Source organism: Chryseobacterium urinae, assembly GCF_030518295.1.
GTDB classification, from domain to species: Bacteria; Bacteroidota; Bacteroidia; order Flavobacteriales; family Weeksellaceae; genus Chryseobacterium; species Chryseobacterium mucoviscidosis.
Window position 1 is genome coordinate 1 of the sequence record NZ_JAULSJ010000059.1, and the last position, 9,712, is coordinate 9,712.

Genomic DNA, 9,712 nt, shown 5'->3' on the forward strand with positions numbered 1-9,712 from the left:
AATCAATGAACAATTGATTTTTTCTTTGCCTAAATTAGCAAATTGACAAATCGGTTTGTTTTATCAATCCTCTTTCGATTTCATATTCTTCCCATCCGAAATATGAAGCCTGCGGAAAATAAATCCGGAGATGATCGTTAGAATTCCGACAGTAAGAAAAGTAAATCGGAAAGCGTTGTGGATTTCTCCGTGAATAAGATCAGTATTTTCGAAAATTTTAAGTACAATTAATCCGAAAGCAATTCCGAATCCGATGGCTAGCTGCTGATTAACGGATATAAGTGAATTTCCGCTGCTGGTCTGAAAATTTCGCAGATCCGCAATAGAAATCGTATTCATGGAAGTAAACTGGATGGAATTAAAGAATCCTAAAATGGAAATAATAGGAATAAACCAATACAGTGACGTATTGATATCGGGAATTGCCAGAAGACAGATCAGCGTTCCGATAATAAAAGTATTCGTCATTAAAGTCTGTCGGTAACCAAAACGGTCTAAGATTTTTATCACATACGATTTTCCGAACATTGCAGTTAAAGCCATCGGAGCGATGATCCATCCGGAAGTTACCGCCGATTGTTTGTACGCAATCTGAATCATCAACGGTAAAAGCAACGGAACAGAGCTGATTCCCAATCTGGTGGCAAGATTTCCGACAATTCCCACTCTGAAAGTTCTTACCTGAAACAAATTTAAAGGGAAAATAGGACTTTCATCACGTTTGGCGTGTCTGTAATAGTAGTAGAGACAAAGAAATCCTAGAATGAAAATGACCAGAACCGGTGTTGTATTCTGCATATCTCCGAAAAGTTCCAAAGCAATGGAAAGCAGGAGAGAGGCTGCTGCAAAGATCAAAAATCCTTTCAGATCAAAATCTACATCTTTGGATGTATAATTGGGCATGAATTTTATGCCTAAAACAATTCCCAGAATTCCAATCGGGATGTTAATTAAAAAAATCCAGTGCCACGAAAGATAATCTACCATATAACCTCCCACCAAAGGGCCGAGAACGGGACCGATCAGTGCAGGAATAATGGCAAAGTTCATCGCTTTTAATAATTCGCTTTTATCGAAAGTTTTAATTAAAGCTAATTTTCCGACAGGCGTCATCAAACTTCCTCCAATCCCCTGAATGACACGGGAAATAACGAGCTGTGTAAGATTTTGAGACATGGCACAGAACAGAGATCCCAGACTGAAAAGAATCAGGGAAAATATAAATACTTTTTTGGTTCCGAAACGGTCTGCCAGAAATCCGCTTGCCGGCATAAAAACGGCTAATGTAAGTACATAACTGATGATGGCGTTCTGCATATTCAGCGGAGATTCCTGAAGATCTTTTGCGATGGAAGGCAGGGAAGTATTCAGAATAGTGGAATCCAGCATCTGCATGAAGATAGCCGTTGCAAGAATCAGCGGCAGAATTTTTTTAACTGAATTTTGAGGCTGCGAAAGTGTTTCTGACATGTATTTTTACTGGAAAAGCTTCCAGATTTGTTTGGTTCAAAAAAAATGAGAATGTAATTTTCAGAGCAATTTTTATTCCTTTTAATAAAGAGAAGATGTTAATCGATGGATTAAGCTGTTATTTCCACGAACGAGAAATCTATTTGCCGCAATATTTTTCCTGATACTCCTGAACTGTTAGCTATTTTGATTTTTTTTGATGTTATCAATAATAATATTTATAATATTCTATTTTCTTAAATTTTACGAGCAATTGTGAATATTCGTGCAAAAATTTGTGTCATTTATGTTAAAAATATTCCAACAAAAAAGTCCTGCGAAACTTCACAGGACTTTTTAATTTATTTTCTTGGTTTTTCAACCCCTTTCCACTCTTCGCCGGCTTTTCTGTATTGGCTTAATTCGAAAGTTTTGAAATCTTTTGTTTTGTATTCGATGTTATCTGTGTTTTGCTCAAACGGCATGATGTAGTAGAAATCTGCATCTGTTCTGTCCGTTTTTGTACCTTTTTTCACAGAAGGAACATATTTTGAGAATTTATAGCTTGGAAGATACTGCTTCACTCTCGCATAGAACGCTTTATTTTCTTTCTCTTCAGGAATAATGTCTACGATATTGAAATCGTCTTTTTCTTTATTAATCCAAAGATAATAGGTTTTATCTTCTCCTGTATTTCTGTTGTTGGAGTTGAAAGCATAAAGCTCTTTCGGAACCAGTTCTTTGATCTTTTCTGCATCAACTTTTGTATAATACTGTCCTTTAGAAGGATCTACATACGTTTCCAGATTGTACATTAAAACAGAATTGTTATCCAGATTTTTGTTTTTGAAATACTGGTTTAAAGATAATTCTGCGGTTTCTCTAAGTTCTTTACCTCTTGCATCCAGTTTTTTAGTCGGATTCTGAGGATTCACTTTTTTTACAAATTCATATAAAACTTTCGGTTTTATATCTTTAAGATGAGGATACGTTTTCAGTTGTTCCGCTTTTACCAGCCAGTAATATTGTTGGTAGAAGTCGTCTTTATCGCCATCTTTCACACTTTTATACACCATTGCCAGTTTTTTGGAGCTAAGATATTTACCATATTTTCCCTGTCCGAAAGCAAAAGTCATGGATAATAAAGCAAATAAGATAGTAATGTTTCTTCTCATTTTTTTATAATTGATATTTTCGTTTTCCAAATATAATTATTTATTAGATAATATATTTGATTAACGGTTAAATTCTGACAATATTATTAAGGTAAATGCAAAAGAAAATCCTGTATTGCTACAGGATTGATAAATTTTTATGTAAAGTTTAGATTTTTAGAGTTCAGGATTTCGTTTCAGAATGCTCATCTTCTATTTGTTAACCAAAAATAGGGAATAATAAAAAATATCTCAAAAACTCAAAAAACGCTCACACTCTCATACTTCCGAATCTACTCACCATAAGACGTTTCATGCACTTTTACCGCTCTTCCGCTCGGATCGTTCATGTTTTTGAACGCTTCATCCCATTCCAGTGCAATTGGCGTAGAACACGCAACCGAAGGAACCGAAGGAACTGTTGCAGCCGCAGTTTCACTTGGGAAATGCTCTTCAAAAATTGTTCTGTAACGGTATTCTTCCTTGTTTTGAGGCGTATTTAAAGGGAATCTGAATTTTGCATTTGCCATCATTTCGTCCGTTACTTCTTTTTCAGCAACCGCTTTTAAAGTATCAATCCATGAATAACCAACTCCATCCGAAAACTGCTCTTTCTGTCTCCAGACAATAGATTCCGGAAGAATATCTTCGAAAGCTTTTCTCAGAACCCACTTTTCAATTTTTCCTTCGGAAGCACTTACCATTTTATCTTTTGGATTCACGGTCATGGCGATATCCATAAATTCTTTGTCTAAGAAAGGAACTCGCCCTTCAATTCCCCAACTCATCAACGCTTTGTTGGCTCTTAAACAATCATACAGGTGAAGTTTTCCTAATTTTCTTACGGTTTCATCATGGAATTCTTTCGCATTCGGAGCTTTATGGAAGTATAAATAACCACCGAACAGTTCATCTGAACCTTCTCCCGAAAGCACCATTTTAATCCCCATCGATTTAATCACTCTTGCCAAAAGATACATCGGCGTAGAAGCTCTCACTGTCGTTACGTCATACGTTTCCAGATGATAAATAACATCACGAACCGCATCCAGACCTTCCTGAACGGTAAAATTAACTTCATGGTGAACCGAACCGATGTGTTCTGCTGCTTTCTGAGCTGCTGCCAAATCCGGCGATCCTACCAAACCTACTGCAAAACTGTGCAATCTCGGATACCACGCTTCCTGTGTATCTCCGCTTTCCACTCTCTGTCTTGCAAATTTTGCCGTAATCGCAGAAATTACGGAGGAATCTAATCCGCCTGAAAGCAAAACTCCGTAAGGAACGTCGCTCATCAATTGTCTGTGAACCGCATCTTCCAGTCCTTTTCTTAATTTCTCAATATCCGTTTTGTTATCTTTTACGGCATCAAAACTTTCCCAGTCTCTTTTGTACCACTGCTGAAGTTCGCTTCCGTCTTTGCTGTACACCAAATGTCCCGGTAAAAAAGTTTCAATGGTTTTGCAAACTCCTTCCAGCGCTTTCAGTTCTGAAGCAACGTAATAGTTTCCGTTTTTATCCCAGCCGTGATATAGAGGACAGATTCCCATGTGATCGCGTGCAATGAGATACACATCATTTTCTGTATCATATAAAGAAAAGGCAAAAATACCGTTTAATTTTTCAACAAAATCTTTTCCGTATTTTTGATATAAAGCTAAAATAACCTCACAGTCTGACTGTGTCTGAAATTCATAATCAGGAAATTCTTCTTTCAGTTCTCTGTGATTGTAGATTTCACCGTTCACGGCAAGAACTATTTTTCCGTCTTTGGTAAATAATGGCTGTTTTCCCGAAGTAGGATCTACGATCGCAAGTCTTTCATGAGAGAAAACCACTTTATCATTCTGGAATACTCCGCTCCAGTCCGGACCACGGTGACGAATTTTTTTAGACATTTCAAGAACCTGAGGTCTTAACATTTCAGTTTTTTGTTTGGCGTCAAACAAACATACAATTCCACACATTTTTTTTTTCATTTAATTTGAAACAAAAGTAGAATAGTGGTTTAAAAATAACAATAAAAATTTTAAATAAGTTAATATTTTTAATTAATTAGTTTGAAATGAAGTAAAAATTTAATTATTTTAAATTGAAAATATGATTTTAGTTGATTTTTTTAACTCAGATCTCTAATTTATTCATTACATACGAAATTATTATGAGATATTTCTTAATGTATGGTAATTTATTCTACAAATTTTAACCCTTACTTTGTGGCTCGAAATAATTTTTTTTCATCATTTGTGTTTTTACCTTCTTGCAATTCAGTTTGCGAGAAGGTTTTGTTTTTATTCGGAACCTAACAGAACTCCTGAAACGTTCCACGAACTGAAGCTTGTTCCTTCGGTTGCGCCCTGCGGAATTTTTACCTGAATGGTATGTTTTCCGGCTTTTAAATCTCCAAGCTGTATAAAATTGGGATTAGTAACTGTTCCAGGACACCAGTTAGATCTGCTGAGATCTGATGAAGAAAGTCCGTCCGGAAAATTTCCTGAAGCCGGATTATAAAGACGATAAGATCCGCAGTCGGTTCTCCATGGCACGAAAGAAAAAGTCATTTTTCCGTCTAAAAAGATCGAGTTGGCTTTGGGTACAAATTCATCGCCGTTTTCCCAGCCTCCATGACCGGTTGTTGTATATTTCAACTGGGCATTTTTCAGATCCTTTTTTAAAGTAAACTCTACAAATAGCCCTTTATCATTATTAAACATGGTAGAATAGTCCTGTCCCGCCATTTCCATAATGTTTAAAGTGTTGAATAAAGGAATAACCGTATTGTTTTTATAAACGGTCTGATCGCTTTTGTGAATGGTGATTTCCAGACTTACTTTATGACCGCCTTTATCGTAATTTCCAATGAATGTTCCGATCCATAATTCCTTTTCAGAAAGAGAAGGTTTAAGGTCTGTAATATCTTCACGATACGGACTGATCGTTTGCCAGTTTTTATCTTTTAACTGAATATGATTAAACTTATTGATTCCGAAAGCCGTGAAAAATCTCATCATTTCTACCGCGGGATTGTAATTTTCCGTTGCTGTAATTCCGTAATACTGTTTTCCGTTTCCGTTCTCATACACTGGAAGTGTCTTTACGCCTTTTTCCAGTCCGTCGAAAAAAGACTGCGATTTGTCCTGCGGTACAAAAAATACGGTTCCGGTTCTGTCGTAAGCATCGCCGTTGGATTGTTGTTTTAATTCAACGAAAATATTTTCACCTTCAGAAATTTTCGGGAACTTAATTTTTTTCAGAATAATGGTTCCGTTTGCGAATCTTTTTATGTTTTCATCAGATTTAGATTCATCTGAAAAATTAATGGTTTCATGATCAAAAACTTTAAGGGTAGTGAATCTGCTTTTCCACAAAAGATCTCTGTAACCTAACTGATCGGTTGAATTAATCGATCCTTTCAGAATAGCATCAATGTCAGTTTTCTTAACTTTTTTAATCGATTGAGCGGTGATCAGTGAGTTTTTATTTCTTTCAATTTCCAGAACAAAACCCAGATTTTGCCCGATTACAGAAGGTCCTCCCTGAATTTTCAGATCGTTGGTGTACCAGACTTCAATGGTATTGGAATTGATTTTGGTAACTGCTTTTTTGCAGGTATAGCCTAAAATTTTCTTGGTTTCATTGGTAAGTTCAAAAGTCTGTTTTGCCACAGATTCTTTGTCTGAAGTTGAAATAATTTCGTCAGATTTTAAAAACGCATAAGAAATCACCGTATTCATCGGTTTTTCAATTTTCGTAATTTCGAAAGGGAAATCTGCTTTTTGTTCTCTGATTTTGTTATTCAGGATAAAATTTCCCTTTTCATTTGCCCAGACTAAAGTGGGAGACTGTTCCGTTAAAACTTTTCCGTTGGATGAACTGAGGTACTGTACTTCGTACGTCTGTGCAAAAGATAAACAGCATAAAAAAGTAAAGAAGCTTACTAAAATTCTTAGATGCATAATTTGAAATGGTTTTAGCAAAGATAATTCTTTAGAAATTCATTTTTTAACCACAAAAGCTACAAAAGATTAGCAGAATTCTTATTTAACCTGACTTTGGGGTAAATCTTCTTAACCGCAAGGATTAAACAAAGAGATTTAATTATCAAAAATTCAGCTTTTAAGATATACAAAGGCGTAAAACTTATCAAAGTAATACCATTTTTGTCTTTTTTAAATAAACGAAGTGTCTTTGTTTAGCTTACCAACTTTCAATAAGTAAAAAAATCTTTTGTTTTTCTCTGTGATAAATTAATATGATGCTATAAGCCAATTATTTAAATTTATTTCTTATCCCGAACTGAAGTTGTTTAAGTTACTTGACAGAGATGAAAAAGACCACAACAGTTTTTAAACATCTTTGATTTTTATTCTTTTGAGAACGTTAAAAATCTCGTTACAATTGTCTTTTGTAATGAAGAGTATAACAAAAAAAACTACCCTGAAAAGAGTAGTTTTGTTCATTATATAAAGAATGTTTTTTAAGAAACTCTTTCAATTAAAGCCATATAGAATCCGTCATAGCCTTCACTTGGCATTACTTTTTCGTCTTTAATCATTTTAAAGTTCGGATTGTTTCTGATGAATTCATCAACCTGCAAATTATTTTCAGAAGGTAGAATAGAACACGTTGCGTACACCATTTTTCCTCCTTTTTTAAGCATTTTAGAATAATCCTGAAGAATCTGCTGCTGTTCAATTTTAATTCTGTCGATAAAAGCCTGATCGATTTTCCATTTGCTGTCCGGATTTCTTTTTAAAACGCCCAAACCTGAACATGGAGCATCGATCAATAATCGGTCTGCTTTTTCATGAAGTCTTTTGATTACTTTATTATCAGAAATCATGCGGGTTTCAATGTTGTGCGCTCCGGCTCTTTTTGCACGTCTTTTCAGTTCGGCAAGTTTCCATTCGAAAATATCCAGTGCGATGATCTGTCCTTTATTCTGCATCAAAGCGGCTAAGTGAAGCGTTTTTCCTCCTGCACCTGCACAAGCATCTACAACTCTCTGTCCTTCCTTTACATCAAGGAAATACCCGATTTTTTGAGATGATGCATCCTGAACTTCAAACAATCCTTCTTTAAAAGCAGTCGTCAGGAAAACATTCTTTTTTTCCTCCAATTGTACTGCATCCGGATAATTTTTAATAGGATAAGAAACGATGTTTTCATCAGAAAGATCAGAGATAAGCTCTTTCGTTGTTGTTCTCAGAGAATTTGCTCTTAAAACCGTCGGAGCCTGCTCGTTTAAAGCATACATTTCTTTTTCCCACTTTTCACCGAGTTCTTTTTCTAAAGTTTCGGCAAGCCATTCCGGAATAGAATGCTCGATTGCTTTTGTAGGAACGGTTCCTTTTTTCAGTTTGGTAAGAATGTCGGCGATTTTTATTCCGTCAAATTCTTCAAATTTTTTATAGTTCGTTTTGCTCCAAAGAAGATAAGCAATGATTAATTTATAAATATTGTTGGGCTTTACACCTTCCCCCATGTAATATTCAAGGCGTTTTTTCCAACGGATGATGTTATAGAAAATCTCAGAAACCACTGCTCTGTCCTGGCTTCCCCATTTTTTATTCGCTTTCAAAAGTCTTTCGATTACTTTATCGGCGTATTTATTTTTTTCGAAAAATGTTTCCTGCAAAGCATCGTGAATTCCGATTGCCAGGTTTCTGTGTATCAATTCCATAAAATTGGGTTCTGCTATTTTGAATCTGCAAAAGTACGAATTTCTGCTGAGAATTTCTGTCTCAAAATTTTAGTCTGTGAATTCAAAATTTTGCTTTGGGCTTTCTCTGTGGTTGGAAAAATAGAAAAACAACTGAATAATAACCAAAACAACGATCATTATAAGCTGCGAATTGGCTTTATCTGATCTTTCTTTGTTGATTTTCTGATATTTGTAAATCTGGGATTTTGAATATTCTTTAGATTCATTTAAATTCTGAAAATGGTCGACTTGGGAAATTTCTTCATCAACAAATGTCATTGTGTAATTAGGAATTAAGGCAACCTCATTAAATATCTGAACAAATAACCTGAAAAACAGGACTAAAGAAATAAAAATTAAAAATCTACGTGTATATCTCATGTTATTAAATTTTAATTGAAGATATTAAAAAATTAACTTTGCAAAAAATTAAAAATATGAGTGATACTGTACTTTGTCCAAAATGCAGCTCCGAGTTTACTTATCCGAGCGATAATATGATGGTTTGTTCCCAGTGTTTCTACGAATGGAATCCCGAAGAAGAAAGCGCAGATGCATCAAATTCAGGGAAAATCTTAGATTCTAACGGAAACGAGCTTCAGGATGGAGATTCTGTGGTGGTTATTAAAGATCTTCCCGTAAAAGGAGCTCCAAAACCTGTAAAAGCAGGAACAAAAGTTAAAAATATCCGTCTGAGACCGGACAGCGATCATAATATCGACTGTAAAATCGATGGTTTCGGTTCTATGGCACTGAAATCTGAATTTGTGAAAAAGGCTTAATTTTTAACAAATTTCAGCATTTAAATTTTTGTAATGCAGAACATTTTAAGGAATATTGCTGCAAGTGTCATAGGATTTATTTTATCCTGCATTGCTTTCCTTATGTTTTTTAAAATAGAAGGTCAAGGTGGTGTTCTGGCATTGGTTTTTATATTTTTACTGTATGTTATCTTACTAATATATAGTCTGGTTACAGAAAATGTTTTGTTTTTTCTATATAAAGGTAATTCCGAAAATGCTTTTGGGGTTACTTTTTCTATGCTTTTTATTTTTTCGGTTTTTTATTGTGTCTATTCAGAAGATTATAAACAAGTATTAAATGCTGTTTCGTTATCTATATTCTTTTTACTTCAAATTGGAGGATTTTTCTATCAGAAGAAGAAAATAAAGCAATAAAAAAAGGAAAGAATTGGACAGTGTAATCTTTCAAGAGACGGCATTGTTTGTCTAGAATAAACGGATTTCGTCTCAGGAGGCAGAAAGAGTATTAACCAAAAATTTCCTTATGCTGTTGATATACAAATGTAAGAAAAAGTTTTAAACCTGATTCTTATGTTTGTATATTTTTTTATCCACAAATCCACAGTAAGTTATGTAAAATGTGATGATTATAAAGTTTTTAG

General features: G+C 34.7%; 8 protein-coding genes. 2 read left to right on the top strand and 6 right to left on the bottom strand.

The features are described 5' to 3' along the window. Positions 1 to 63: 63 nt before the first annotated feature. The 6 genes from QWT87_RS20530 to QWT87_RS20555 all read right to left on the bottom strand — a co-directional run bounded on the left by QWT87_RS20530 (position 64) and on the right by QWT87_RS20555 (position 8,688). On the bottom strand, positions 64 to 1,470 hold the full coding sequence (locus QWT87_RS20530; protein ID WP_302718540.1) for an MFS transporter: 1,407 nt from the start codon (positions 1,468 to 1,470) through the stop codon (positions 64 to 66). A 341-nt stretch (positions 1,471 to 1,811) separates the two neighbouring features. Continuing rightward, on the bottom strand, positions 1,812 to 2,624 hold the full coding sequence (locus tag QWT87_RS20535) for a hypothetical protein (RefSeq protein ID WP_084196489.1): 813 nt from the start codon (positions 2,622 to 2,624) through the stop codon (positions 1,812 to 1,814). A gap of 272 nt (positions 2,625 to 2,896) precedes the next feature. After that, entirely contained in the window at positions 2,897 to 4,570 is a 1,674-nt protein-coding gene (gene asnB, locus QWT87_RS20540; protein WP_302718550.1) for an asparagine synthase B, read from the bottom strand. A 324-nt stretch (positions 4,571 to 4,894) separates the two neighbouring features. Beyond that, positions 4,895 to 6,559 carry a GLPGLI family protein gene (locus QWT87_RS20545; RefSeq protein WP_302718543.1) on the bottom strand — a complete coding sequence of 555 codons (1,665 nt, stop codon included), beginning with the start codon at positions 6,557 to 6,559 and terminating at the stop codon, positions 4,895 to 4,897. Positions 6,560 to 7,080: 521 nt separating this feature from the next. Further along, entirely contained in the window at positions 7,081 to 8,286 is a 1,206-nt protein-coding gene (locus tag QWT87_RS20550; RefSeq protein ID WP_076395703.1) for an RsmB/NOP family class I SAM-dependent RNA methyltransferase, read from the bottom strand. A 69-nt stretch (positions 8,287 to 8,355) separates the two neighbouring features. Further along, on the bottom strand, positions 8,356 to 8,688 hold the full coding sequence (locus tag QWT87_RS20555) for a hypothetical protein (protein WP_302718545.1): 333 nt from the start codon (positions 8,686 to 8,688) through the stop codon (positions 8,356 to 8,358). Between the two features lie 56 nt (positions 8,689 to 8,744). Here QWT87_RS20555 and QWT87_RS20560 point away from each other — a divergent pair, with 56 nt between their 5' ends. Both QWT87_RS20560 and QWT87_RS20565 read left to right on the top strand, forming a co-directional pair. Then, complete coding sequence (locus QWT87_RS20560; protein WP_076395707.1) at positions 8,745 to 9,089, top strand: zinc ribbon domain-containing protein YjdM; 345 nt, start codon at positions 8,745 to 8,747, stop codon at positions 9,087 to 9,089. A gap of 33 nt (positions 9,090 to 9,122) precedes the next feature. Further along, positions 9,123 to 9,485, top strand: coding sequence for a hypothetical protein (locus QWT87_RS20565; RefSeq protein ID WP_302718548.1), 363 nt, complete (start codon positions 9,123 to 9,125; stop codon positions 9,483 to 9,485). Positions 9,486 to 9,712: the final 227 nt, after the last annotated feature.